We start from the raw sequence: 26,437 nt of genomic DNA, 5'->3' as shown, positions 1-26,437 counted from the left end.
CCCGCCAGCCGGGTCGAGCTCATCAATCCAGACGACCTGCGCACTCAAATCGCCCGAAGGCGCGCGGTGTTCCTGTGGACGGACACGGCCCGAAACCTCGCTGCGGAGGGTTATGCCGTGCAGAAGATCACGCTCACCGGCTCGACCCACTTCCCGTCGCCGGACGTGCTGGAGCGTATCGTGTGTGAGGAATGAGCAGGGCATCTACGTAAATCGCGAGGAGGCGGGCTCCGAGTCACCCGGGGGCAGGTGCGGATCTGGACTCGCGGCTGCCTGCGGAGGTGATCGAATACCAGCGGGTGGGTGCGGGTTCCGACGAAAGCTCATAAAATCCGAGCGCGATGAAGCTCGAGATCCGCGCCACCGGCGTGAAGTCCTGGTTCCAGTACCGTTGCGAGCGCAAGCTCGTGTACGACTCGATGCCAACCGAGTCGAAGCAGGACATCCCCATCGAGAGGAACCTGATCGCCGCATCGTGGTCTGACTGGGGGAACGAGTTCGAGAAACAGGTCGTCGAAGCGCTGAAACAGCGCCATCCCCACCAAGTCCTCGGCCCTTCAGGCGGAGAGGACGGCGTCTCGGATCGACTGACGCTCGCCTTCCTCGGGCGCACGCAGAAAGAGCGCTTCATTCATCAAGCGTCGCTCAAGGAGACCCCCCGCCTCCGTGCGTTGCTGAACCTCCCTCCGGAGATCTCCATCCGGCCCGCCCGGCCGGACCTGGTGGAGTTCTCCACCCCGGACGGCCGCCCCACGTTCTCCATCATCGACGTGAAGGCCACGCAGGTCTCCACGGTGTTCCACAAGGCGCAGGTGGCGTTCTACTCACTGATGCTGCGGTGCATGCTGCAGGAACGCGGTCTCTCCGGCGAGATGTCCCTGGAGGGGCGTATCTGGCACATGCCGCCAGCGGGGCAGGCGGACCTGTGGGTCGAGCAAGCCTTCCCCGCTCGCGGCTATGAGGCCTTCGTCATCGACTTCTTCCGGCGGACCGTCCCCCGCCTGCGCGAGCGGCACGTCGAGCGCGGACGGGACGACACCTTCTTCCACATCTACTTCAAGTGCGAGCAGTGCGAGTACCTGCCGCACTGCGAGCGGGCAATCTCCGATGCGCGGCCGTCCGAGCAGTGGGACACCTCCGCTGTGCCCGGCCTGTCGCACGAGTCCAAGCGGGCGCTCCTGAATCTCGGCGTGCGGACGGTGGGGCAGCTCGCGAGTGCTCGGAACCTCGCCGCCAACCCCGGGGCTTCCACCTGGGCGCTCAAGGCTCGCGGGCAGGTACTGGTGGCGCGGGCACAGGCGCTGCGGGAGCGCGCCGTGTATCGCCTACCGGGTTGGCACTCCTGGCTCATGCCGCCGCGCGTGGACGTCGCCATCCACCTCGTCGCGGACCGGGACCCGGTGGAGGGAAACCTCGTCGCGCTCGGCTGCCTCATCGTGCGCGACGGCCACGCGGAGCCCACGGTCGCCGTCATTCGTCGTGGCGAGGACGAGCTGCCCGCCCTGCGGGAGGTGCTGGGCCGGGTCATCCAGGTCCTCACCGAGGTGGACGCCTGGAACGCCGGGCACGATGAATCCCAGGGCCTCCATGCCCACATCTTCCTCTACGAGCCCTCCGAAGGGAGCGATCTCCAGGAGGCGCTTGGGCGCCACCTGGCGGACCCCGCCATCCGCACCGGCCTCCTCCACCTCATCCGGATGTTCCCTCCGGACGAGGTGCGGGCGGTGGAGCCCGAATACCGCGGCATCCATCACCTGCCCGCCACGGCCCTGAGGAGCGTGATGGAGCAGTTGTACGCGCTGCCGGTGAAGGTGGCCTACGAGCTTGCCGGAGTGACGAGGGCGCTCGCGGAGGCGACCCCTCCGCTCACGACACCCTACCGCCCGGCTCCCGGCTTCCAGCGCCGCTTCTCGTCGCGGCTCTCCGTCGACGTGGTCCGCGCCCTCCGCCAGGGGGAAGGCGACGCAGGGGAGGTCCGGCGAGACGTGGAAGCCCGGCTCGCCGCCATGGACGCCCTCATGCGCTGGCTCCTCCAGGAGAATGCAGCGGCCGGTGAGCCGTTCCTCCGGCTCCGCAAAAAGCCCTTCCGGTTCCAGGCACAGTTCGATCCGCTCGCCGCCACGGACCTGGAGGTCCTCATGGCGCACGAGATGCTGGAGAACCGCGCTGCCCTCCTGGGGACACTGACGGAGCTGGCGCGGCCCGCCGACGAGCGCCGTGACCGCTTTCGCTGCCTGGCCAACCTCCAGCTCGTCGGCACTTATCCGGACGGCGGCTTCTATCGCTTGCGGTTCTTCGTCCCGCCCGAGAGCCGGCAGGCCGAGCTGTCCTCTTCCACGATGGGCGTCATCCTCACCGACGACGACCCGGACCTGCGGCTGGACCCGCGCCGCTGGGGCGAGGTGAGGGTGCGCATCTCCTCGGACCTGGAGAACGGCCAGCACGTGGAGGTGCGGATCTCACGCAACCAGTACAATGCCCCCGGTTTCGAGGCGCTGCGCCGCCGGGCGCGCACGGATGGCTGGTTCCTGGACGCCATCCACGTCGACTTCAACACCGACCGGGCGGTGCGGTTCCTCCGCTCGCTGGCGGACGCGAGGCCCTGATGCCCAGAGAGGATGTGCTCCAGTTCTTCCGTGAGCCGCGCCGCTTCGCCGGGGCCGGAGCGGACGGGACGGCGTCCCTGTGGCGGGCGGCCCTCGAGGAGGTGGCCGTTCCTGCCGTCACCGAGGCGGCGTTCCGGCCGGCGCAGCAGGCCGCTTGGCGCGGCATCGCCGAACACCGCGCGGCGCTGGTGCTCGGCCCCCCGGGGACGGGGAAGACGTTCGTCCTCGCCTGGATGGCCCTGGGCTACCTGGAGCTCCGTCGCCGCCGCGGGCTGCCCTGCCGCATCCTCCTGACGGGCTTCACCCGCAACTCCATCGCCAACCTGCTCAGCGCCATGCATGACAAGGCGCGCAAGCACGGCTTCGGCGGGACCACCTTCTGCTGGGCGGGCTCGGAGCCGCCGCAGGAGATGCCAGCGGACATCCAGGTGCTCGACCCCGCGGACGCCGTGCCGCTGCTGGACCGGCCCCACTTGGTGATGGGGACCACCTCGTGGAGCCTGTACAAGCTCATCGAGAAGGCCCGTCACCCGGGGGCGGACGGGCTGACGGCCCCCCTCTTCGACCTCGTCTGCATCGATGAGGCGTCGCAGATGGTGGTGAGCCAGGGCCTGATGTGCCTGGCGGGCCTGGCCCCCGGTGGACGCGTGTTGGTTGCGGGGGACGACCGGCAGCTGCCGCCGGTGCGTCAGGTGCACGAGCACGAGGTGGATGGCCGCCACATCGGCGGGTCCCTGTACGCTTTCCTCCGCGAGGCGCAGGTCGCCGAGTTCCGCCTGGACGAGACGTTCCGCCTCAATGCGCCCCTAGCGAGCTTCCCCTCCGAGCATTTCTACGAGGGTCAGTACCGCTCGGTGAACCCGGAGGCCCGGCTGCGGCTGCGCGAGGGCTGGGAGGCGGGGCTCTCCGACTGGGAGCTCGAGGCCCTCGACCCGGCGCGGCCGGTCTGCATCCTGATGCACGATGGGCCCGCGGCCGGGACGCACAACCCCTTCGAGGTCGGCCTGGTGGCGCGGCTGACGCAGTTCCTCCGGGAGCGCCTGCCCCCAGAGGAGGGGGCCGCGGAGCGCTCCTCCGGGACGTTCTGGAACGAGCACCTCGCCGTCGTCTCCCCGCACCGCGCGCAGAACGCGGCCATCCGGGATGCACTGCGGGCCCGCAAGCTGGGTGACGAGTGCGTGGTGGAGACGGTGGACCGGATCCAGGGCCGCGAGCGCGACGCCATCATCGCCAGCTACACGGTGTCGGACCCTGAGTTCGCCCGGGCCGAGGCGGAGTTCATCTTCAGCCCCGAGCGCTTCAACGTCACCATCACCCGGGCGCGGACGAAGCTGATCCTCGTCATCGCCCGGCGGCTGCTGGACGTCATCCCGGAGGACGAGGAGGTCTTCGACGCCGCGCAGGCGATGCGCGAGTTCGTCTATTCCAGCGAGGACCGCGGCCAGGTGCGGGTTCGCGGCCCGGACGGCGTGGAGTGGCCCGTTGATGTACGAGTGCGCAGCTTCGACGATACGGAAGCCCTTCCCCGGCTGGAGCCGCGGCTGGACGACCGCCCGGCGCCTGAGCCCGTCTTCGAGCTCACGCCGGAACTGCGGGAGTTGTTCGAGCACATCCAGAAGGTCGCTTTGAACAATTCGTACGGGACTGCGGCTGACTTCCTCGTCGAGAAGAGCTTTGGCCGGAAGCCGACACTTGAGGAGTTGCGCGCCCTGTGCAAGCAGGGCTTCGTCGCGCTGGAGCTTCAGCCCACAAAGAAGGGCTCGACGTTCTGGGTCGCGCGCCCGCTCGTTCCGCCGCGGCGCCCCTTTCCAGTCGATCCGGATACGGCCCGCGTGCGCATTGAAGAGGTCATCGAAGCCACACGCCCTAAGGGGCGGTTCGCGCCCACCTACGAGAAGGTCCGAGAGCGTTTCGATTGGGTGGGGCCGAGAGGAGAGGACCTTTTCGAGCCTGTCCTGAACGCCCTCCAACAGGAGGGCGTTGTCCGGACCGACGTGAATACCTGGGGTCAGCGAACGATCGATCTGGTGGAGACCGCTATCGTGGCGGAGGGGCCTCCTCCTCCCGCCGAGGCGATCGAGGAGGGCGACTTCGAGCTGCTGAACCGCCTGGAGGAAGTGGAGGCGCGACGGATCAACTTCGGAGTCTTCGAGCAGTGGACCACCCCGCGGGAACTGGTCCGGGCGCTGAACTCGGAGGAGGTGCGGGTGAGTGCGGCGTTGCGCCGGCTCGCCGATCATGGCTGGGTGCTCCTGACAGAGGCAGGGCGCGTCCGGAGCCGCGCCGCGGAGCTCGCCCGAGAGGTGCGGTACGTCAAACAGCGCTTCCGCCAGGGAGATGCGTGCCGGCGGCCGTTCCTCGTCCGAGCGCTCAAATTGGAGCTGAAGGACCGCGACAAGCCGGTGCGCGACCGGCCGCTCTCGGGCATCGAGACCTCGCTCATCGAGCAACTGGACGGGCATCCCGAGGCGCAACGTGCCGTCGCGGGGGTCGCCGCCATGCTGCGGGCACGCTTCAATAAGCCAGACCCGGAGCTGTCCGGCTTCCAGGAGCGGGCGCTCGGGAGCATGGTCCCCACTTGGCTCGGCCTCTCCACGGATGACGCCTTCGTCATCACCGCGGAGACGGGTACCGGCAAGACAGAGGCGGGAGTCCTGCCGCTCATGGTAGGCGCGGCCACGGACGCGCTACGTGGCGTACGGGGGACGCGTGCGGTGCTGGTGTACCCGCGCATCCGGCTCGCGGCCAACCAAGCGCAGCGGATCGCCGGCTATCTCGCGGCGCTTGCCCGCGTTCCAGGCATGCCGCTCCTCACCCTGGGTCTTCAGAACAAAGACGTTCTCGGACACTTTGGGGTTCCGGACGAGGAGAAGGGTTGGCGCCGGGGCCCCGGCGGCGCCTTCACCTTCCCATTCTTCGCGTGCCCTGAGGGAGAGTGCAAATGCGACCTGTGGCTCCAGCCGGGAGGCGGCGCGAATGGGGCGGATCTGCTGCGGTGTCCGCGCTGCGGCTGGGAGTACGGAGGGTGGATGGGCTCGAAGCGGGGCGTCGTCGCGCATCCGCCACACTTCTTCCTACCGGTGACGGAGTCGCTCCATCAGTGGATGTTCACTCCCGACCGTGGGCGACTCTTCGGCGACAAGCCGCCCTACGCCGCGCCCAGGGCGGTTCTCGCGGACGAGATCCACCTTTACTCGCACCTTCACGGGGCCCAGGTGGGCTACGCGCTTCGGCGGCTCATCGCGCGGTCCGAGCTGAACCGGCGCGAGCACGAGGGGAGCCCCGTGCGCACCCTTGCCATCGGAATGAGCGCCACGTTGGGCCGGCCCGATGAGATCTGGGGGGCCCTATGCGGGCGCAATCGCGTTGCCATCATCCGCCCTGAAGCCAGAGAGCGCAGACCCAACCCGCGAGGACGCGAGTACTTCTACTTCGTGCAGCCCGAGGTGGAATCCCGCGGGCACGACATCGCAGGGGCGTCCACCTCCATCCAGACGCTCATGTGCCTGGCGCACGGCATGCGTCGGCGCGCGGGGGACGATGGCGGGTTCCGAGGCATCGCCTTCCTCGACTCCATCGACAAGCTCAAGCGCCTGCATTCGGACTACGCGGATGCGGAGCAGGGCAACCGGCTGGCGCGGCTGCGCACCCGTCTGTTCGACGACGACGCGCACACGGGCCTTCCCCGCCGCGAGTGCTGTGGCGCGCCCGACGCCTGTGACCGCTTCCGCCAGGGCGAGTGCTGGTACTTCGCCGCCCGGGACCGCCGCCAGCGGACGGTGCGGGGCCCGTACGTGCCCGGCCGTGCCCTCGAGGTCTGCGCGAAGCCCATCTTCTCGAAGACGGGTGGACGCGCCGACGAACTGATCCAGAAGAGCGACCTTGTCTTCTCCACGTCGTCCCTCGAGGTCGGTTTCGACGATCCGGAGATGATCCTCGTCTATCAGCATTACGCGCCGCTCAACCTTGCGTCCTTCATCCAGCGGAAGGGGCGCGGCGGGCGAGGGTCCGACGACCGGCCGGTCACTGGCGTGACGCTCTCCACGTACTCTCCGCGTGACTCATGGTTCTTCCGGCGCCCCAGGCTGATGCTGGACGCGAGCGGTTTCGAGGTGCCGCTCAACGTTGAAAACTATTTCGTTACCCGCGGGCAGGTGGTCTCCCTGATCCTGGATCTGGCTGCGCGAAGGCAATCGCGCTTGGGCTCCGCGTCGGGGGTGGACACCCGCTTCCTCACCGAGGCGGATGCCGTGGTTCGGACGACCTTCGGCGATGACGTGTACAAGCGGCTGGAGGTTGAATCGCTGGAGCAGTTGTGGCGAGAGGCCACGGCTGGTGTGGCCCTGTCGCCGACGGGAGATCCGCGCAAGTGGGCGGAGGACATTTCGTGGGTGCCGAGGCTCCTCTTCCAGTCGCTCAACCTGCCCCTGCTCGCGGTGGGTTATCAGAGCGACACGGGTGAAGTGAAGCAGGACTCCGAGGACATCACTCTCGCCTTCTCCGAGTGCGCGCCGGGCAACATGACGCGGCGGTTCGGCTTCCGCGTGGTGCATTGGATCCCACCGCTGCCGGGCCGCCAGCCGTTGTGGAGGCCCTTGGGTCACTCGGATGCATGGCCGGAGTTCACCCCGGCAGGCAGTGGGCCCCTGCTGGAATCGCTGCCCAGGGAGGCCCGCCTGCACATCGGGGCGAAGCTGCACCCCCAGGTGGTAAGGCCCACGTCGCTGGAGATGGCGGGCGGAGGCAGATTCCTTGGGACAGAGTGGCAGGGGGACTGGGTCTACGACGAGGCCCGGCGGGAGGTTCTCCTGTCCAAGGAGCCTTCGAATCTGCCGCGCGTGAATCCCAAGAGCCAGGGCCGGTTGCGTGGCTTCCTATCCGTCGAGGCGGAGGCGGGGTTCGCCGAGCGGCGGCAGGTCCGGCTCCTGGGCGCCCTGGCCTCCGAGGTCGAGGTCTTCCGCGGGACGGCTGCCCGCGGGAAGCGCACAGGATTGAAGGTGGCCCGTGTCTTCTGGGGCGCTGACGCGCGGCTCGTGCTGGAGACGTCCGACCGCAAGCGCGAGGAGGCCTACGTCAGCCAGGTGTTTGCCCACCCGGACGACGAGGGCCTCCTGAGGGAGGCGGATCGCCGGACGCTCCTCCACGGCTACGAGCTGGAGACGGAGGGCGTCCGCGTCCGCCTGGATGGAGCCGTGCTCGACGACTTCGTCCGGGCGGAGAGCGCGCGGCTCGAGGCGGAGCCCACCGAGGCGAAGTGGTTCCGTGGCCAGTTCCTCCGCTACCTGCTGATGAGCGGGGGAGCCTCCGGGGGGCTCAACCCCTACCAGGTCCGTCAGATCGCGGACCTGATGGTGACGGCCGCTGCGTTCGAGGGCTTCAGCAAGGACCTCCAGAAGCTGCTGCGTCGCTGGGATGGCGGACTGTTCGCGAAGCTGCTCACGGACGTCTTCCAGGGACACCTGCGCCAGCACCCGATGTTGACGGAGCAACGCCTCGAGCGCCTGGGGGAGGTGATTGCCTCCACCGCCTTCCAGCGGCTCATCGACCAGGCTTGGCGCGATGTGCGCTCGCACGAGGCCTTCACCGGCTACCTGCGCTCGGTGGTCGTGCATGGGCTGGCCATCCGCCTGGAGCAGGCGTTCGTCCGCCACGGGCGGGGCGACGAGCGGCGCGTCCTCTTTCACGTCAAGCTGCCCGTGCAGTTTGGAGGAGGATCGGAGGACGTCATCACCGTGGCGGAGGACGGAAGCCACGGGGATGGCACCACGCGCACCTTCGTGGCCCACCTGGACGAGGCGGCGTCGGACCTGACACCGGAGTTGCTGGCGGACTGCCCAAACGCACGGGAGGACCGCTTCGTGGCGGCGCTCGCCGGCCGCCCGGCGGCGGACATCGCCCGCTGGCGCTCGTGGGACCCGCGCGACGAGCGGCGGGTCCGGGAGCTCGCGCGCGAGCTGGGCGCGGACCTCGACGTGGACGCAGGGCCCTTCCAGGGCGTGCTCCGCCTCCTCTACGGCGCGGAGGAGGTGGATGGTGACCGCTTCGAGTTGTTCACGCTCTACCAGGAACTCCAGGCCGCCGGAGGCTTGTTGGCACGGGAGATGGGGCGCGAGCCCTCTGCCTGGGAACTGGTGGGGACCCTGGTGGCCCGGGCGGAGCGCGGGGACGCCGGGGCGGCGGAGTGGCGCCGGCTGTTAGAGCGCTACCGGGGGGTGGAGGAGGCGGTACAGGAGGAATCGCTCAGCGCTGAGGCGCGGATCGCGGACCAGGCGTATCGGCTCACTGCCCGGCTGTGCGTGGACGGCTGCCAAGCCTGCCTGCACACCGGCAGCAGCCTCATGAATGGGGACATGGCGGAGGTGGCGGTGAGCCGCCGCCTGCTGGAGCGGCTCGGAGCCTTCCTCCGCCGCCGTGCTAGTCCATGCGGAGCTTGAACAGGCCGAGCACGTTCTGCTCGGCCAGCCACTTCTGGAGGTCCGGCGTGAGCTCCGCGAGCGTCGCCTTCTCTTCGGCCACCCGGATGAGGAACCGGACCCTGTCCGCGTCGGTCCCCACGCCCGCCAGCTCTCCCTCCTGGGCCTGGCGTTCCGCGCGGCGGCGCTCAAACTCCTCCCGCGCCGCCTGCACGGGGAAGCGCGGCTCCAGCGCCAGGCCGGCCTGGGCGGTCTGCGCCATGCGCCGGGCGAGCTCCGCCTGTCCGGGGAGGCGCAGGAGCGCCTTGGCCAGCTTCCCGGACGGCTCGAACTCCTCCCGGACGCGGAGGCTCCAGGCGGCCTGGAGGCGGCCCTTCACCTGCTCTACGCGCATGGACACCGCCTGCATGTCCACACGGAGGTGCTGCAGTTCCTCCCGCGTGGGGCTCTCGCGGGTGAGGTTTCCGGAAATGGCTTCCAGCGCGTCCAGCGCGGTCCGCACCTCAGCCACCTCTGCCGGCGCCAGCTTCTTCGCGACCAGGGGAACCCAGCCCGCCAGCTGCTCCAGCGTGTCCAGCGACTCGGCGCTTCCCAGCAGGACCCCCACCGCTTGACCTAGCGCGTCGCCGAACTGCTCCGCCTGCACCGCGCGCTGGAAGTCGCCACTGTCCAGGACCTGCTCCAGCGCGCTCAGGGGATCCAGGGGCGCTTCACCACCTGCCACTCCGGCCAGTAGCTCAGACATGTCCGCCTCCCGGGGGAAGCGCCTGGCGGATGGCCTGGATCGCCGTCCGCAGCCGCGTCCCCGCCGCGTGCACCGTGTCCAGCGTGCCGCCGCGGGTGCCCCCCGTCTTGTCGAGGATGGCGCCAACGTGGCGGCGCAGCTCCGCCAGCGACGCGTTCGCCCCCTGCAGTTGGTCCACCATGAAGACCAGGTCCGCCGCGGGCGCGCCAATGGCGAAGGCGAGCGCCTCCGGTGGTGCGAAGCCCTCCGCCGCTTCCCGGTCGCTGTCCGAGAGGAACTCCTCCAGCCTGCGCATGTCCGGATCGTCCGCCTCCAACAACCTGCGGCCCTGGAGCTTCGCGTACACCTGGCTCCATCGCTGGGCGTGCTGGTAGGGGAGGCCCTTATCGAGTTCCTTCAGCCTCGTGACGACGGTGTTCGCGCTCATCAACCAGTTGGGGATCGCGCGCCGCTGAGTGATGTTGTCCAGCTTCTCCATGTTTCGGAGGATTCGGTTGCGCTCCCCCGTGGCTGCGGGCTTAAGCCGCTGGCGGACGTACGGCGCATCCTGGGCGAGCTTGTCGACGATATCCGAAATCTTCGGGTCGTCGGTGGGCGACGGATCCAGCTCCAGCGTGCGCGCCAGCCGGAGCAGGGCGGGAGCCACCTCTCCCGCGGCGGCGAAGAACTGGGAGCCCCCCTTCTTTCCCTGCGGCAGGCTGGCCAGTTCTTCCAGTGCATCGCGAAGGTTCGAGCTGGTCCGGCCGACCTTCGCTACGATGTCTCCCCACCCCTGGATGCGGTGTTCGCCGCTCGCTCCCCCATCCGGATCTTCCGGATCCAGCAGTGAGTTCCATTGGACATGGAGGGGATCCTGGGGGCGATGCACGCCGCGCAGCCACGCGCGGGCAAGCAACACTTGCGCGGCGGTGGCCATGGGGGACCACCGCTGGCCGGACTCCGTGATCGGCACGCGCCGGCTCACGTGAGCACGGGCGAGCTCGGCCAGCTTCCGCAGCATGCGCGCATGCGTCCGCCGGTAGCCTTCGCGGTCCGCATCGGAGAGTTCCTCGCCCCACATTCGCATCGCGAGGAGGGACTCCAGGCCGAAACGGACCCAGGGCTCGCGCGGGAGCACGAAGTGCTTGAGCGTCGGCTTGCGCGCGCCCTCGAGCATCACCGTCTCCTTGGTGAAGAGCTTGTCCTCAAGGTGGGGGTCCAGGCCCAGCGTCCGCCAGGGGAGGTCCTCCAGGATGACGGCCACCTGCTCGCTCCAGAAGCCTTGGTCCTCGAGCTTCCCGCCGCCGAGCCACTCGACGAGCTGGGACGAGTACTTCTGGTACTGCTGTGCGTTGACCGTGGCGGGACGCGGAGGTTTCGCACCCCGGGGCGGCTTCGGAGAGACGGTGGTCGGCCGCTTCACGTCTCCATCCGGGCCGGGGGCAGGTGCCTCGGAAGTGGAGGTGTCGGTGCGCTCAGGTGGCGGGGGGCCCCGCGCGGAAGCCGGCTCCGCCACCGGGGGCCCCTCCGGCGAGGTGTTCCCGGCGTCCGGCCTCACGGCCTCTGGCTCGACTCCCGCGTCGAGCGCTCCGAGCCAGGGCAGCTCGAAGGTCTCGTAGATGTCATGCGGAATGCCGGCGAAGGTCGTCGCGCCATTTTCCCTGCGCTGTGTGGAGGCATTGTTGCGATCACCCCACCAGGCAATCAGGCGGCGCAGGCGCTCGGCCGTGTCGCGATCCGGGACCTGCGCCTTGACGATCTGCTCCAGGCGGCCGTCCAGGTTGCGCTCGTGCTTCGGGAGGTTCTCGCTCTCCACCTGGGGCGGGGGAAACTCGCCCCGGGCGAGGCTCTGGGGCGCCAGCAGCACCGGACCGAGCACACTCTGGATCATCCCGCGCGGCGTGTGCAGCTCCTCGGTGCCCGCCGGATGCTCGAGCTCTTTGTACATGCGGTCGAGGGTGGCCTGGGTGAACGGGTACAGGCCCACGCCCTGGTGCGCGCCGAACCGTGGATGGCAAGTCGGCTGGTGCGGGCACTGCTCGCACCGGTTGTCGACGTCCGTCCAGTCCCGAGGTTGCCGCTGTTCGATTCGCGCCACCCCCGCCCGAGCCGCGCGCAGGTAGCGTGCCGTGAACCGGACGCGCTCCTCCGGCGTCCTCAGCGCCATTCCCTGGTAGGTCTTCTCCCCCTTCTCTCCGAACTGGACATGGAAGGTGATGCGCTGGCGCAGGTTGGCGACGTCGAAGAGCTTCTGGAAGAAGTGCGGCGTCACGCCCGCGACCGCGATCAGGTCGCACAGCGAGCGGCTCGTCTCCGTCTCGCTGCTGGCGATCATCACGTTCATCATTTGGTCTTCGACGCCCTGCACGCTGGTGATGTCCTCCAGCAGCAGCACCAGGCGCTTGCCGCGCAGAGCCAACTCCTCCCGCAGCCGCATGAACGCGTTCTTCAGGGCCTGCCCGCTCACGCCGAGCAGGTCCTGGACGGCGTGGTTCATGCGGGAGCGGAGGGCAGCGAGGAGGCGGCGGGTGTGCTCGGCCTTCACGCCCAGATCCTCCACTACCTGCTCCAGGTCGCGCCCCTCCGAATGGGCCTGCTCAATCGCCTCCGCTTCCCTGAGGAGCTGGAACTTTGCCCGGACGGCGGTGGGACTCAGTCCCTTGACGGGCCTGACGAGCGAGGCCAACTCGAGCATGTCGGCGACAGTGAACTCGGCCACCTGCGAGTTCCGCTCGCCGCCCAACCCGCTCAACGTCTCCAGGATGCGCCGTGGCGCCTTCCACTTGCCGCGCAGGGCCGGCGCGTCCAGCAGTTCGTGGTAGTGCCACTCGTCCGCCCAGTCCGCGTGGATGGGGGCTTCGGTCTCGAAGTATTCCTTCCTCAGGCTGTGGGCCAGCTTGCTCTGGAGGTCGAGCGCCCGGCCCGCCAGTGACGTCTTCCGCGCTTCCCCCAGCCCGGCGAAGAAGCCCCGGAGGTCCTCGGGCAGCTTCTCGCGCAGGGCGCCCAGTGCCTCCTCCAGGTTGCCCTGGCTCCTGGGAATCAGCACCAGGATGTCCTTGGCCGTGCTGGGCCAGTTGAAAGAGAGCCAGCGGATCAGGTGCGACTTGCCCGAGCCTGGCTCACCCTCCACCACGCAGAGCGCGTGTCGGAACTCGGGGCGGATGAGCGCCTCCAGCAGGCCTCGGTCCGAAGGGTGCTCGACCCACGCCTCCCGGCTGCCGCTCACCGAGAAGCCCTCCAGCGGCGCGTGGACGGCCATGAAGAGCGAGCGGCTCCCCGCCAGCGCCTCGGTCCTGAGGACCGCGTTCGCGTCCTTCTCATCCCAGCAGGGATAGCGCTGGAACTTCATGCCTGGCCTCCGATGAGCTCCACGGCGCTGATGGCCTGGATTCCATGCGTGGGGTCCGGAGCGAGCCGGGTGGCGCCCACCGTGTCGCCACGCATGTGGAGCCGGATCCGGCCGTCGTCGTGCAGCTCCCGGAGCACGTCGCTGAGGACCACCGTCAGCCGCTGGGTGGTGCGCCGCCAGCGGACCCGGCGCATGGCCTCCTCGAAGAGCGTACCTCCATCCAGGTACGGCATGCGGCGGGCGAGCACCCGCAGGAAGTCAGCCGGGTCGAGCTCGCGCCCGACCCCCAGTTCCTGGCTGAGCGCCGGCAGCTCCCGCTCCAGCCGGACGGTGGGGTGGGGGAAGAAGGTCGGGAGGATCCGCCCCTCCCACCCCAGCCCCAGGTAGAGCATCCAGGGCCGCCACGCAGTGCTGTACTTGTCCTTGTTGAAGACCTTCGCCTGCTGGGGATCGTCGGCCGGCCGCGGCAGGAGGTCGTCGATTTCGTCGGCTAGGCGCTCGACGGTCTTCTCCTCGATCCAGGAGGTCCCCTCCGCGCGATCCGTTAGCACGACGAACAAGGCATAGACCTCCAGCATCACACGGTCCTTCTCCGAGGGATTATCCCGCAGCCGCGCGTGGACGAGGTCGGCGAAGGCGGGAGGATCGGCGGAGATGGAGGGTTCGTCCAGGAGGAGGTGGGGGCCGTCATCGCGGATGAATCCCAGGCTGCGCGCGCTGCCGATCGTCTGCTTGGCCGCGTCCGTGGAGTTCTTCTCCCCACGGAGGACGGGGGGCTGGAGCCAGGCAACGGTTTCATCGTATCCGAGCCGTCCGCCGTGGGCCTCCAGCAGCCTCAGCAGGGTGTGGACGCGCTCTGGGCGGCCCGTGGTGTCCGTGAGCAGGCTCATCTCGTCTCAGTCCTTCCACTCGTCCAGTTGCGCCTCCGCCAGCGGCGCGCGGTTGGAGACCACCTGGCCGACGGCGCGGCCTCCCAGGCGGAGCCCCGGCTCCGCCACGACGAACAGCCCGGGGCCCTCCAGGTCTTCCTGGAGGGCGACCCGGAGTGCCGCCTCGTTGCTTCGCGCGTCCGGCCCTCCCACCCGCATGATCAGCGCGGTCCGGACCCGGGCGGGCCGCCAGTTTCCGGCGAGGGTGCTCTCGGTGAGATAGGGGATCTCGAGCACGAGGCCTTCGAGGCCCGCGGGCTCCTTCAGCACACGCGCGAACATGGGGCCGGTTCCAGCGGGCACCACGAACTGGCGCACGCGCGCATGCAGCAGCCTCTGGACCAGAGTGTCCACCCGCGCGAAGTTCGGATCATCAGGGTGGACGAGGATGCGGCCGGTATGCGCAGCCGGGGGGGATGGTGGGCCACAAGGCGTCCAGGCCGCGGAACTCAAAGTGGGTCGGGGGGGAAGCATCCTCGGCCCGGCAGTATGGGCAGCGGCCGCACGGGAAGAGCGGCGGCGGCTCGGCTTCCACCAGCTCGAAGACAGAGCACAGCATGCATTCCTCGTCCCGCTTCTCCAGCGCCTGGCGAAACCCGCGGTGCCGCTGCCGCGCCTGGGTCACCTCCTGTGGCCGCTCGGCGAGCAACTCCATGAGCCGCGTCCGGGCCTCGTCTCCCGTGTCGAGGAGGACACCCTCCTTCACGTCGAGCGTCCAGCGGTCGCGGTCGTCATCGATGGAGAGCACCTCCACCGCGCCCCCTCCGTACCGCTGCAGCTGGTTGACCAGCGACGCGTTCCACTGGCGGTTGTAGGAGCCCTCGCCGCTTCCCGGCCGGGGCAGGGTGATGTCCACAGTCATCCGGGTGTAGCCGGTGTCAGGAGCCTCTCTGAGGCGGCCATGGTCTCGCGCGTCCTGGACGAGCGCCCACCAGCGCTCCTCCGCCTTCTCGGTCTTCATCAGCTGGCCCAGGGACATGCTTCTCGCGCGCGTCTCGTCTTCGGGGGCCCACAGCAGCAGCGCGAGTGCCTGGTGCCCATCCCGGCCTGCCCGGCCGATCTCCTGATAGTACCGCGCGGCGTCCTCCGGCAGGGAGGCATGGACGACGGCGCGCACGTCGGACTTATCGATGCCCATACCGAAGGCGGCGGTGGCCACCACCAGGTCCAGCTGCCCCGCGCGCCAGCGGCGCACCACGTCGCCCCGGTCTCTCCCGGTCGTCTCGCCGGTGATGACAGCCAGGCGCGTGTAGTCACGCTGCCGGAGCTGCCGGGCGATCCCCTCCGCGTCCTTCGGGCGGGTGGTGTAGACGAGCGCCGGCCGGGGCAGGACGTCGAGGAGCTGGAGCAGGGTGGCGTCGCGCCTAGTGGGGGCGCTGAAGTCCTGGACGACGAGGTCGAGCTCCGTCCTGGGGGCCCCGGCCACCACGGACAGGAACGTGCCGGCGCCGTATTGCTGCTCCAGCAATGCATGCGCCTCGGCGCCGAACGTGGCGGAGAGCAGGACGGTGCGCAGCGCCGGGTTCTTCGCGCGCAGCGCCTGGACGAGGCCGGGCAGGCGCTGGAAGTCCGGCCGGAAGGTGCGCCCCCAGCTCTCGATGATGTGCGCCTCGTCCACGAAGAGGCCCTGGAGGTGTCCCCGCTGCACGGAACTGCGTTCAGCGGTGGGGTGGGCCGCCTCGAACAGCGCCTCCCGGGCGGAGGTCAGCGCCATCTCCGCCGACATGAACAGGAGCGGCACCTCGCCCCGGCGGAACCTGAGGAGCAGATCCTGCCGTTCGTCGTGGGAAAGCTCCCCGACGAAGGCCTCGCTCCCCTCAAGCCCCTGCTCCTTCTTCAACGCATCCGCATGGGCAAGCGCGAGCGCGACGGTGGGCACGATGACGACCGCGCAGGGACTGCAGTCCTTCGACTGCTCTCGCCACCAGCGCACCCCCAGCTGGAACAGGAGGCTCTTGCCGCCTCCCGTGGGCATGCTCGCGAGCAGCGTGGCGCCCGGTGGCATCGTCAGCAGCGCCCGGATGGCCGCCTTCTGCGTGGGATTCTGGTACTCGGGATGCCGCGAGAGCCGGAGGAGGGCGCCGTCGGCTACCGTGGGCTGACGGAAACGGCGGAGCCTCGGGTCCAGCTGCAGGGCGTCCCGCAGCCCTTCGCTCAGCTCTTCGGAGATGTGCGGGAGCCGGTCCACGGGCGTCAGATCGAACGCGATGGAGGGGCGCGCGCCACGCCCCGGGCGAGCCGAGAGGCCGAATCGCCGCAGCCACTCCGCCTGGTGCTCTCCCGGGGAGAACCCGACCTCGGGCAGCGTCAGGTGGCCGTCGCACAGGCGGACGGCCTCCCGGAGCAGGACGCCCCGGTCGGCGCCTTCCCTCGGTGATTGGCCGAAAGCCTCGAGGGTCCGCGACAACGCGCCATGGCGCCAAGCAAGGGCCGCCTCGTCCGGAGACGCGGCCGCCGCGTCTCGCGCACGGAGCGCCCTTGCCTGGGCCTCGGCGAGCACGGCGCCAAAGTCCCCACATTCGGGGAAGTCCCAGAGGCTCACGCTTTCCCTCTCACGCGCCCAGGACAAGGGCCAGGGCATCCAGCTCCACGGTAGCCTGCCGGACGGAGTCCACCAGCGCCTTGCGGACGTCCAGTTCCGCGCGCGCGCGCACCGCCTCAGCCGGGTTCTCGCGCTCGCTCACGCTCTGGTAATAGCCGAGCTCGTGCTGGAGGGCGGCCTCCAGTTCCTGGGCCACCATCTCGTGATCGTCCTTAATCGTCGCGCGGGCGATCTCCAGCGCCCTTGCGACGCCGCCGCGAGTGGCTGCCCAGAGATTCGGCGCGGCGAAGGCGGACAGCTCTTCGTGCTCCACCTTCGGATCGAGTTCCCTCCCCCGGTACGGGGCGAGAAGCCGCTCACGGAGCGCCGCATCCGTCACCTCCACCGGCTCCTCCTCGTTGCGCGGATCAATCTTCAGCACCACCTGTTCGATTCGGGGCCACAGCTCGCTGCGCGCGCGGACGAGCAACCCTGCCGGGATGGCGCCGCGCAGGACACTGCGGACGAGGGCGACCAGGAAGAACTGATTGCGGTTCTGCGGGCCTAGCCCGGAGCGCCGGAAGATGGTGGCGCGCCCGATGGGCGTGGTGTCCAGGGCGTCCACCAGGGTGTCGACGAGGCGGTGGCCCGGAGCGAAGAACTGGACCCGGTTATCCTCCAGCGCTCGCTTCCGGGTGAAGGTCCCCGCGACGCGCTCCGCGCGACCGATGCCGGACAGCCGCTCCTCCAGTTGCTCCTGCTCCCATTGCAGCTGGACGAGGCCGTTCCCAATGCCGTCGTCCCGGAACCCCAGCGCGCGGGACCAGGCAATCAGCGCCTTGTGGGCGGATTCCGGTTCCGTCTCATCGAGGATCTCGGCGAATTCGCGCGCCCTGTCCAGCTCCGGCCTGGAGGAGTCCAGCGAGGTCTCGAACTCTTTATCCGTCTCGGCGAGCCGCCGGGCGATCTCTGCCCGCAATCTTTCGGTCACGCCCTCCGTGTCCTTGCCGCACGCGGCGTCTGAGACGGATTGTTGGAGCCGTGGAAGATCGAATTCCAGGCCGCCGATGGAGCGGTCCTGGACCTGGAACACCTCCGTGTGCAACTGGACGAGCAACTGCTCCGTCCGGTTGGGGCCATGCAGTAGGACGGTGTGGATGGGGTGGTCCGGCGGACGGCCCACCCGATCCAGCCGACCGATCCGCTGCTCCAACCGTGCTACCGACGCCGGGACGTCGAGGTGCATCACCGCCCAGGCGATCTCGAAATTCCGGCCCTCGCCGCCTAGCTCATCCGAGATGAGGACGCGGCACTTTGGGTCGGCCTGAAACCTCCAGGCGGCTTCCTCGATCTCCTGTGGAGAGAGACGATGGTGGAACAGGCGCATGCCCGCCTGGGGAAGCTGTTGGTGGAGGTACATTCCGAAGTCCTCCACGTTCTCGCGATCCTGGGAGAAGACGAGGATCTTGCGTGCCGGGTCCTCCGCGAGCCGGGCTCGGAGCCATTCCACTGCCCAGCGATAACGTGCACAGGGCCCCTCTTCCACCCACTCCTCCACGAGGCCCTCCGCCTTCGTCCGCCAGGAGTCCTCGCCCGGGAGCGGTGGCGTGGTGGCAATCAGCCGTTGGATGAGGAGTGTCTCCTCATCGGCACCTGGATCGCTCCGCAGCGCCCGCGCCAGCCCTGGGGGAGATGGCCTCATCGCGTCGCCGAGTGCCTTCTTCCGCGCGAGCAGGAAGGCGAGGAAGTGCTCCGGATTGGTGCAGGCGAAGCGCTGGTACAAGCCACGCAAAGCCCACTGCTCCGCAGTCATCCCGGGCGAGGCAGGGAGTTGGTCCAGGCGTTCGGCCAAGAGCTTTTCCACCGCGGTCGCCTCGTACTTGGCGACTTGGCTGACGCGCGGGTTCTGGGGGAGCTCGAGCACGGCCAGGGTGGCGCGGCGGGTGCGGATCAGCCGGTGATCGATCCGGTGGAATTCCTGTACATAGCCAATGAGCTGGTCGAGTGCTTCTTCACCTTCGCCCGAGCGGAACTGCTCAAGCAGTTTCTGGAAGACCGGGTCATCGGAGGCCACCCCCTGCCAATACTCGGCGATGCTGGCGATGGCACCTTCATCGAGTTCCTCGCCGGCCTGGCGGGTCGCGTCCAGCAGTTCGGTGCTGTAGGCCAGGGCATCCCAGATGCGCTTCTTCGCATCCAACCGGTGCTGGAGGGCAGCGGTATCCTCGGGAGAGTAGACGTCCGGTGAGACCAGGGCGAGGAGCCCCAGCAGTCCCCCCGTCTCACGCTTGGAAGGAGTGGCCGAGAGGGCAAGGATGCCGTGGGCGCGCTCCGCGAGTGCTCGGAGCCATGGGTAGAGCGGATGCCGAGGCGGTACTTGGTGCGCCTCGTCCACCACGACCAGCCCCCATTCACGGTCGGCGAGCAACGCACGGAGGTCTTCGTGTCCCTCCAGCGCGGTGGTGGAGACGATGAGCCATTTCTGCTGCGCCAACGATTGGCGCTCCGACGTATTCGCCTTCTCCCAGCGGGGAGCGGATAGGTCGGTGAAGACCCGTGCGCCGAAGCGAAGGTAAAGCTCGCACAGCCACTGCCGGGCCATGGCCCCCGGGGTGATCACCAGCACCGAGCAATTCGGATCCGCCGCCGTGAGTGCCTGGATGACGTAGCCCGCCTCGATCGTCTTGCCGAGCCCCACCTCGTCCGCGAGCACGAAGCGGGGGGCGCGGTTCCAGAGGATGCGCCGGACGGCGTACAGCTGGTGCGCGAGGGGGCGAACGCGGGCTCCAAAGAGAGTTGGGATGCCTTCCGAGTCCCGGTGGAGTTCATACAGGGTGTTCCGGAGGTCGCGCCGGGCGAAGAACCGGCGGGGGCTGCGGTACTCCGCGTTCTCCAAGAGTCCCAAAGGATCCTTGCTCTCAGATGCCAGCGGGACGACGCGGGACTCCTCCACCCACGCCTCGACGCCGTCCAGTTTCACTAGACCTCGGCGCAGCACTCCCCCGGCATCGACCGAGAGCAGTCGGGCTGTCCAGGGCGCCGCTGCCGGCTCTTGTGGGACGACGTGCACGGGCAACCCCTCGTACAACGGAAAGGGGCGAAGCTCCGTCGGGTCTACTAGGATCGTCTCGCGCACCTCTCCTCGGAGCGGGCGGACCTTCAGCCTTCCGCCGACACCGTCATCGATCCGCACCGGGCCGAGCTCCGGATTACGGAGGAGATAGGCGAGTGCGCCCGTGTTCAGGCCCACCGTCGAATCGGCCTTCGTCATTTGGATGGAGCCCCCATTGCTACTGGCGCAGCCAGCAGCCGGAAGTTACCACTGCGGGGGGACCTGCGGGCGGTTCATGCCGGGTGCGCTGTGGGAGCGATGGAGAGTGTCCGCCGTGTACCGCCAGGGGCCGAAGGACACTCGGAGCGGCCCGCTACAGTTCTCGCCATGACCCGGGTCCCTCTCACCCCTGTCATCGGCTCCGCTGGCCATATCTCCACGGCTTCGACTCCCGCCCAGAGCGGAGTTGCCCCGTTTAGGTACCTCTCCCGTACTTTGTGTGGACCGTAGCCACCCGTGCCAGCGTAGTTGTCGCCCGGACCGCGAGGCCGGGTCGTGTCCCTATAAGTGTGTAGATGGCGAGGCGGGACGAGCGGGAAAGAGGGAAGCTCCTCGGTGAAACCAACCGAGACGGTCTCCCCCTGGCAGGGGAGCCGAGGAGTTCCCTGACGTGGACGATACCGAGTTTGAATCCCCCGCGCACGAAGAGGTGCAGGCCGACCTGCGGGCGCTGTTCCGAGGCGCCATTCGGATGACACTGGAGGCCCTGCTGGAGGAAGAGGTACGGGAGCTGGTGGGGGCTGGCCGGTGGCAGCGGATGGTGGGCCGGGCGGACGTGCGCAACGGCAGCTACCTGCGCACGTTGGTGACGTCGGCGGGGGCTGTGGAGATGACGGTGCCGCGCACCCGGTACAGCGGCAGCGCGGGAGAGGTGCTGGGCCGCTACAAGCGTCGCAGCGCGGAGCTCGACGAGGCGATTACCAGCGCGTACGTGCAGGGCGTCTCCACGAGGAAGATGGGCAAGGTGACGCGCGCTCTCATGGGCGAGGCCGTCTCGCGCTCGACGGTAAGCCGGGTGACGAGGACGCTGGAGGAGAAGGTGGAGGGGCTGCGCAACCAGCCTCTCACCCAGGCCTTCCCCTACCTCTACCTGGATGCCACCTTCCTGGACGCCAGGTGGGCGCGCACAGTGCAGAACGTCTCGGCCCTGGTGGCCTACGGCGTGGGCGAGGATGGGCACCGGCACCTGCTCGCCGTCACCCTGGGTGGCAGCGAGTCGGCGGAGTCCTGGCTGGACTTGCTACGCCAGTTGCTGGAGCGAGGGCTGAAGGGCGTGCGGCTCGTCATCGCCGACGGGCACGCGGGCCTGGCCGCCGCGGCCCGCCAGGCCCTGCCCGAGGCGCGGTTGCAGCGCTGCACCGTGCACCTCACCCGGGGAACGTGCTCGCCAAGGCGCCCTGGAAGCTGCGTGGGCGCCTGGGCAAGGAGACGTCGGCCATCTTCGAGGCCCCCAACCTCCAGGACGCCAGGAAGCGGCTGGCTGCCCTTGAGGAGGGGCTGGGACGTCACCTGCCAGAGGCCATGGAGTGCCTGCGCGAGGGCTTCGCCGCCGCCACCTGCTTCTTCGCCTTCCCCCAGGCCCACTGGAAGCGCCTACGCAGCACCAACGGCCTGGAGCGCCTCCACGGTGAGGTGAAGCGCCGCATCCGCGCTGTCGGCGCCTTCCCGGACCGCGCCAGCGCCCTGCGCCTCATCATCGCCGTCGCACTTGAAGTCACCGGTGTCTGGGATGACCGCCGCTACCTTGACATGTCTCTGCTGAAATCAACCCCTGACACTTCCGCTGCATGACGCCACCGAGGAGCCTTCCTCCCCCGAACCCCCTCCGAACCAACTACACAGGATTCGGGACTTGACCGACCGCGCTGCTTCCAAGTGGACTACAGCCTGTCTTCCAGAACCGCATCGGCTGGGCGCATGACGCATTGAAACGGGCGGGGCTTTCGAGCGCGCCTGTGCGGGGGGCGTGGATAATCACTGACGCCGGTCGGAAGCTGCTGGACGCCTATGGCGGGAAGGTTCCAGAGGCCGAGGTAGAGCGAATCGGAAGCGAGGCCAGGGACGTCTCCATCCAGTCTCTCTCCGGCGCGACCGGAACATCGCATTCCGCCCGTGAGGCGGCCGCCGACGGGGGGAAGGCGGAAACACAGAGTCCTCGCGAGCAGATCGAAGACGCGTTGGCCCGGATTCGCGCGAGTGTCGCGAGAGACCTCCTCGTGCAGATTGGCAGGCAGACGCCAGCGGAGTTCGAATCCCTCGTTCTCGATGTGCTCTACGCGCTGGGGTACGGCTTGAGCCGAGAGGCGCTGGTTCGGACCGGGCGTTCTGGCGATGGTGGAATTGATGGAATCGTTTCGCTCGACCGGCTCGGGTTCCAGAAAGTCTATGTTCAGGCGAAGAAGTGGAAAGGGCAGGTAGGGGCGCCGGAGATCCAGGGGTTCATGGGCGCGCTCCATCTCCAGGGCGCGGACAAGGGTGTGCTCATCACGTCTGGGAGCATCTCGGGGCCGGCGCGTGAAGCAGCGCGCCAGGCGCGAGGGAGCGTCGTTCTCATTGACGGGGCCCGACTGGCCGAACTGATGATCCCCCCTGTGTCAGGGAAGTTGTCGCCTCGGCTGACCGGTCGGGATGACCACGCCCTGGGGGCGAGAGCAGGCAGGACGCAGTGTCGTACACGGATGCATTCAAGTCGCAGATGGTGAAGCGGATGGTGGGCCCCAGCGCGGTGAGTGCCGCGGCGTTGGCCCGCCAGGTGGGAGTCTCCCAGCCGACGCTGTCGCAGTGGTTGCGGGAGGCGAATAAGTTGGCGGCCATGACGCCCCCGTCCGAGGAGAAGCCCATCGGCCCCAAGAAGTGGACGCCCGAGGAGAAGCTGCGCGTGCTGGCGGAGGCGCATGGACTGGCGGGCGAGACATTGGGAGCGCTGCTGCGCCGGGAGGGGTTGCACGAAGGGCAACTGGTGGAGTGGCGGGCGGCTGCCGCTGGCGCCCTCGCCCAGGGGACGAAGGAGGCCCCGTCCGGGGCCCTGACGGCGGGCCAACGCCGACGGCTGGCCGTCTCGGAGAAGCGAGTGAAGGAACTCGAGCGCGAGCTGCGCCGCAAGGAGAAGGCGTTGGCTGAGGCGGCGGCGCTGCTGGTGCTCGAAAAAAACTTCAGGCGATGGGCTGGGACGAGAAGGACTTGGCCGACGAGGACGACGCAGCGGACGAGACGAGCGAGAAATGACGCTTGCCCACGTTGACGAGGCCCTGGAGAAGGGCGTGCGCCTGGAGGCCGTCTGCGAGCGGCTGGGGGTGACTGCGCGCACCATTCAGCGTTGGAGGAAGCCCGCGACGTCCGAGGACAGGCGGTGCGGCCCGCATACCCGGCCGGCCAACCGGCTGTCCGAGGTGGAGCGGCGCCGCATCCTGGCGGTGGCCAACAGCGAGGAATTCCGGGACGCCTCGCCCAAGCAGATTGTCCCCAGGCTGGCGGACAGGGGCGAGTACGTGGCCAGCGAGGCGAGCTTCTACCGGGTGCTGCGTGAAGCGGGCCAGTTGGCCCACCGCGGCCGAGCCAAGGCGCCTGTGCCCAGGCCTCGTGCCGACCACCTCGCCACTGGGCCCGGCCAAGTCTGGAGCTGGGACATCACCTACCTGAAGGGCCCGGTGAAGGGCAGCTTCCTCTACCTGTACCTGGTGGTGGACGTCTTCAGCCGGCGCATCATGGGCTACGCGGTGCACGAAGAAGAGTCGTCCGCGCATGCCGCGGCCCTCATTGGCCGCTCTTGGCAGGAGGCTGGCTGCCTCGAGGGGCTGGTACTGCACTCGGACAACGGCGGCCCCATGAAGGGCGCCACGCTGCTGGCCACCTTGCAGTGGCTGGGCGTCACCCCGTCTTTCAGCCGGCCCCGTGTCTCGGACGACAACCCGTTTTCCGAGGCCCTCTTCCGCACGCTGAAGTACCGCCCCAGCTTCCCTCAGCGCCCCTTCGCCTCCGTCGAGGACGCGTGCCGCTGGGTGACGCGCTTCGTGGCCTGGTACAACACCCAGCACCGCCACTCCGGCATCCGCTACGTCACGCCCGAGGACAGGCACTTCGGCCGCGAGGGCGCGCTGCTGGCACGACGGCACCAAGTGTACCAACACGCCAAAGCCCGGCACCCCGAGCGATGGAGCCGTGACACGCGCGACTGGACGCCCGCGGGCCCCGTCCGTCTCGGCCCCTCTCCGAACCTCACCCCTGCAGTGCAGGAGTTGAAGCGCATCGGTTGAATCCTTTCACGCGACATCTACCTTGACTCTCACCGGATCGAGCACGGGGTCGGGGTGACCTCGGAGTCTCTGCGGCTTCCGAGGGTCGATACCGACTATTTCGAAGGGGAATGAATGTGCATGTTCCGGGGCATGCTCAAAGGTGGCGTATCGCCTCTTCCGCTACATCAACAGGCCTGACGTGACCTCGCTCTGGGATTAAAGTCAGGCCACCCGGGTCAGCCCGCACCAATTCAAGACATACCCAGAGACATGGGAGCCCCCAGGGCAACGGAGAGTGCGTGTCATTCGGACTCGGCAGCGTCACGCCTGAACGCAAACGGACCAGGACTTTCGCTCGGTTTGCCCCGGGGCCGTCGGAAAAGTCGGACTCCCGGTAAGTGGCATATTCATTGCGGATCCCCGCCGCCGAGGCCTTGGGGGCCTCCCCGTGAACCATGTGAGGGGGCACGGGACGAAGTGGCGGAGTCGAGGAACCTGAGCGCAGGCGGAGCGGGACGCGCACGGGGCCGAGGGTCCTCCACGAGGAGATGTAATGACAACGCATGTGAAGTCGCAGAACGCCGTGGTCGTGCCATTCGTCGCACGGGCCACAAGCCCGAGGTCCGTCCTCTGTCGCCTCGGTATGCTCTGCCAAGGGCTCATGGTGGGCGCGCTCGTGGTGGTGGCCGGACAGGCCCAGGCCTTCGAAAAGCTCATTGAGGTCGACACGGCGGGGTGCAACACCAATGTCGCCATCAACAACGCGATTGGCCAGAGCTTCAAACTGTCCGCGAGCACGGCGCTCGACTCCGTCGACATCTGGGTCAAGCCGAATCTGTACTATAACACGTCTTACCGCGTGGACCTGCACGACAGCGAGGGCACGGGCGATGCGGTGATTGCCTCGTCCACCACCGTCAGCATGGCATCGCAGACGGCGGGTACGCCGGCCACCTGGTACACCTTCTCCTTCGCGGGTCAGGGCATCACGCTGCTACCGGGACGCGCGTACACCCTGAAGCTGGTGCGCCTCTCCACGTACTCCGGCGTCTTCTCCATGTGTGGCAACGTCTACGCGGACGGAATCCAGTACTGGCTCGGCTACAGCCCCGATTCGCCCTACGACATGTCCTTCCGCGTCTTCGGCAACTGAGCCGAAGCTGACGCACGAACGGTTCGGATGAAGACACCCAGAGAGGGCGCGCGGCGTGGGCGCCCCTCTGTCCTGAGGTATCCCCCAAGGGATTGAGCTTCAATTACGTGATCCCTCCAGCATCTTCTTTGTCGCTTGGCGGCTGTGCCCAACGCCTCGGTTCGCCTGCCTCGTACTTCTTCCTCCACTGGGTTCATCGTCCCTATCTAAACCGAGGTTCGTGATTCTCGAACGGCCTCAGGATGTGCGCCTGAGGTCGACTCGTCGCAGGGATGGACTGGCGGAGCGCTGGACATTTCGAGCGGAGAGGTAGGCATGCACCCGGACCATGAGCTGGTCCATGGTGCGGCAGCGGTGATTGCGGGTGACGTTGGCATGCAGGTCGAGCCACACCCGCTCGATGCGATTGCCCTGGGGGCAGTACGGCGGGAGGAAATGGAGAACGAATCGCCCGCCGAAATGCGCGAGCGCCTTGAGCGTCTTCTTGCTGGAGTGAACCGAGGCGTTGTCGAGGACGAGGTGGATACGGCGAGCGCGCCGGTATTGACTCGCCAGGCGCCACAGCAACTGGATGAAGAGGGCACTTGCCTTGGACCTGCCTTCCACCCACGTCAGTTGCCCGGTGCTCGTATTGAGCGCTCCAGCCAGGTAGCGCTTCTGGTTGTTGCCGGGCGTCACCACCACCCGTCGTTGCCCGGGCAGGCACCAGTCGCGCCCCACCTTGGGGTTGAGGTGGATGTCGACCTCGTCCACATGCAGAACGGGCTCGCTGGGAGGCCCATACACCTCGAGACACTTCAGCTCGTGGAGCCGACGCTGTCGCTTCCAACTGGGCCAGGGACACTCGACGATGGGCTTGGCCGCCTTGAGCCGGGCGCCGAGCGTGGCGAGCGTGCGCCCCATGGTCGCCACGGACACGCGCACCTGTCCTCGTCGAGCCATTTCCTGGCACAGCAACTCGCGTGTCCAGGTGGGACGGCACCAGCCCCAGTCCTCGGGCGTGCCCTCCAACACGCAGGTGAGCCGCTCCCGAAACCGCTCGTCCACCTTGGCGCGTCCGTTGCCCTCCCGTCTGTCTCGAAGGGCTTGGCGCCCACCCTCCTGGTAGCGCCGCACCGCAACCACCACGGTCGAGGTGGCACACTCCAGCGCCTTCGCGGTGGCGCGACACGACGCCCCACGCCCCGCGCTCGCCACTGCCAGGCACCTCCGGTAGGTCAGCGGGCAACCACTCCTGGCCCCCCACCGAAGCAGCGCCTGACGCTGCTTCCTCTTCAACCACGGCCTACCTTGCCCCTGGGGCAGGGCCTTCTCGCTCTCAGGTCTTCTGCGCACACAGAGCCGAACGGGAGGTGCCCCTGCTCTTTCTTCCCGTTCGCTTCGCGCCCGTCTGCT

The 26,437-nt window shown here is 68.6% G+C and carries 12 protein-coding genes and 1 pseudogene; 6 read left to right on the top strand and 7 right to left on the bottom strand.

Annotated elements, in window-relative coordinates:
• Window positions 1-341 precede the first annotated feature (341 nt).
• Together HV826_RS14300 and HV826_RS14295 are read left to right on the top strand one after the other, a co-directional pair.
• Window positions 342-2,606, top strand: coding sequence for a PD-(D/E)XK nuclease family protein (locus HV826_RS14300; protein WP_176417569.1), 2,265 nt, complete (start codon window positions 342-344; stop codon window positions 2,604-2,606).
• A complete protein-coding gene (locus HV826_RS14295; protein ID WP_176417568.1) occupies window positions 2,606-9,040 on the top strand; it encodes an AAA domain-containing protein in 6,435 nt (2,144 codons plus the stop codon). The genes HV826_RS14300 and HV826_RS14295 overlap by 1 nt, the downstream gene beginning before the upstream one ends.
• Here the strand turns inward: HV826_RS14295 and HV826_RS14290 are convergent.
• The 6 genes from HV826_RS14290 to HV826_RS14265 are packed head-to-tail and all read right to left on the bottom strand — an operon-like array spanning window position 9,021 to window position 19,813.
• A complete protein-coding gene (locus HV826_RS14290; protein WP_176417567.1) occupies window positions 9,021-9,764 on the bottom strand; it encodes a hypothetical protein in 744 nt (247 codons plus the stop codon). The genes HV826_RS14295 and HV826_RS14290 overlap by 20 nt on opposite strands.
• The gene (locus tag HV826_RS14285) at window positions 9,757-13,092 is read right to left on the bottom strand and encodes a hypothetical protein (RefSeq protein ID WP_176417566.1); all 3,336 of its coding nucleotides are present in this window, start codon (window positions 13,090-13,092) and stop codon (window positions 9,757-9,759) included. Before HV826_RS14285 ends, HV826_RS14290 begins: the two co-directional genes overlap by 8 nt.
• Window positions 13,089-13,982 (bottom strand): hypothetical protein, encoded by an 894-nt coding sequence (locus HV826_RS14280; RefSeq protein ID WP_176417565.1) that lies wholly within the window; start codon window positions 13,980-13,982, stop codon window positions 13,089-13,091. Before HV826_RS14280 ends, HV826_RS14285 begins: the two co-directional genes overlap by 4 nt.
• A 6-nt stretch (window positions 13,983-13,988) precedes the next feature.
• Window positions 13,989-14,375, bottom strand: a complete 387-nt coding sequence (locus HV826_RS14275) for a hypothetical protein (RefSeq protein ID WP_176417564.1) — start codon at window positions 14,373-14,375, stop codon at window positions 13,989-13,991.
• Window positions 14,376-14,394: 19 nt separating this feature from the next.
• Entirely contained in the window at window positions 14,395-16,563 is a 2,169-nt protein-coding gene (locus tag HV826_RS14270) for a helicase-related protein (protein ID WP_176417563.1), read from the bottom strand.
• Between the two features lie 10 nt (window positions 16,564-16,573).
• The gene (locus tag HV826_RS14265; RefSeq protein WP_176417562.1) at window positions 16,574-19,813 is read right to left on the bottom strand and encodes an SNF2-related protein; all 3,240 of its coding nucleotides are present in this window, start codon (window positions 19,811-19,813) and stop codon (window positions 16,574-16,576) included.
• 451 nt (window positions 19,814-20,264) lie between these two features.
• On the opposite strand from HV826_RS14265, the pseudogene HV826_RS14260 reads away from it, so the two are divergent.
• From HV826_RS14260 to HV826_RS14235, 4 genes and pseudogenes are all read left to right on the top strand, one after another.
• Window positions 20,265-21,445 (top strand): annotated as a pseudogene (locus HV826_RS14260) (IS256 family transposase).
• Window positions 21,446-21,519: 74 nt separating this feature from the next.
• The gene (locus HV826_RS14250) at window positions 21,520-22,356 is read left to right on the top strand and encodes a restriction endonuclease (protein ID WP_255217219.1); all 837 of its coding nucleotides are present in this window, start codon (window positions 21,520-21,522) and stop codon (window positions 22,354-22,356) included.
• A protein-coding gene (locus HV826_RS38260) for an IS3 family transposase (RefSeq protein WP_407938400.1) occupies window positions 22,320-23,907 on the top strand; the annotation gives its coding sequence in 2 pieces (ribosomal slippage) (window positions 22,320-22,798 and window positions 22,797-23,907; 1,590 coding nt in all). The genes HV826_RS14250 and HV826_RS38260 overlap by 37 nt, the downstream gene beginning before the upstream one ends.
• Window positions 23,908-24,550: 643 nt before the next feature.
• On the top strand, window positions 24,551-25,042 hold the full coding sequence (locus tag HV826_RS14235) for a hypothetical protein (RefSeq protein WP_176417558.1): 492 nt from the start codon (window positions 24,551-24,553) through the stop codon (window positions 25,040-25,042).
• A gap of 237 nt (window positions 25,043-25,279) precedes the next feature.
• Here HV826_RS14235 and HV826_RS14230 read toward each other — a convergent pair whose 3' ends face one another.
• Window positions 25,280-26,239 carry an IS630 family transposase gene (locus HV826_RS14230; RefSeq protein ID WP_407938399.1) on the bottom strand — a complete coding sequence of 320 codons (960 nt, stop codon included), beginning with the start codon at window positions 26,237-26,239 and terminating at the stop codon, window positions 25,280-25,282.
• Window positions 26,240-26,437 lie beyond the last annotated feature (198 nt).

Source organism: Myxococcus sp. AM010, from assembly GCF_013372585.1.
In the GTDB taxonomy this organism is placed as follows: Bacteria; Myxococcota; Myxococcia; order Myxococcales; family Myxococcaceae; genus Myxococcus; species Myxococcus vastator.
This window is presented reverse-complemented; position numbering and strand designations above follow the sequence as displayed.

Bases quoted from the DNA above. Each gene is read 5' to 3' on its own strand.
- HV826_RS14290 (WP_176417567.1), bottom strand. From the start codon at position 9,764: ATGTCTGAGCTACTGGCCGGAGTGGCAGGTGGTGAAGCGCCCCTGGAT.
- HV826_RS14235 (WP_176417558.1), top strand. From the start codon at position 24,551: ATGGTGGGCGCGCTCGTGGTGGTGGCCGGACAGGCCCAGGCCTTCGAA.
- HV826_RS14265 (WP_176417562.1), bottom strand. From the start codon at position 19,813: ATGACGAAGGCCGATTCGACGGTGGGCCTGAACACGGGCGCACTCGCC.
- HV826_RS14285 (WP_176417566.1), bottom strand. From the start codon at position 13,092: ATGAAGTTCCAGCGCTATCCCTGCTGGGATGAGAAGGACGCGAACGCG.
- HV826_RS14300 (WP_176417569.1), top strand. From the start codon at position 342: ATGAAGCTCGAGATCCGCGCCACCGGCGTGAAGTCCTGGTTCCAGTAC.
- HV826_RS14280 (WP_176417565.1), bottom strand. From the start codon at position 13,982: ATGAGCCTGCTCACGGACACCACGGGCCGCCCAGAGCGCGTCCACACC.
- HV826_RS14295 (WP_176417568.1), top strand. From the start codon at position 2,606: ATGCCCAGAGAGGATGTGCTCCAGTTCTTCCGTGAGCCGCGCCGCTTC.